The 278-nt window shown below is 65.5% G+C and carries 1 protein-coding gene; it reads left to right on the forward strand.

The window, feature by feature from the left end:
- On the forward strand, positions 1-187 hold a 187-nt coding region (locus tag EN807_RS35205; RefSeq protein ID WP_135938138.1), incomplete at its 5' end, for a hypothetical protein.
- Positions 188-278 lie beyond the last annotated feature (91 nt).

The raw sequence follows: 278 nt of genomic DNA on the forward strand, positions 1-278 counted from the left end.
GGCGCGGCAGGTCCGCCGCGAGATCGAGCGGCTCGAGCGCGATCTGATCAAAGCCGCCAATTCGAAAGCCAAATACAGCCTGCACGACGTCGCCCACACGCTGCGCTGGCAGAAAGCCCGGCTCCAGCGATTGGAGGAATGCCTCGCCGCGATGCCGGCCGGAAAGATCGCTTCGGACGGGTCCTGATCGGCCCGATTGCCTTGCGTCGAGGCTTAACCACTACCGGTCCCGCGCTTGCGGAGCAGGGGCGCATTGGAAAGTGGCGCGATCGCGGAAT

This window comes from Mesorhizobium sp. M5C.F.Ca.ET.164.01.1.1 (assembly GCF_004792125.1).
GTDB classification, from domain to species: domain Bacteria; phylum Pseudomonadota; class Alphaproteobacteria; order Rhizobiales; family Rhizobiaceae; genus Mesorhizobium; species Mesorhizobium wenxiniae.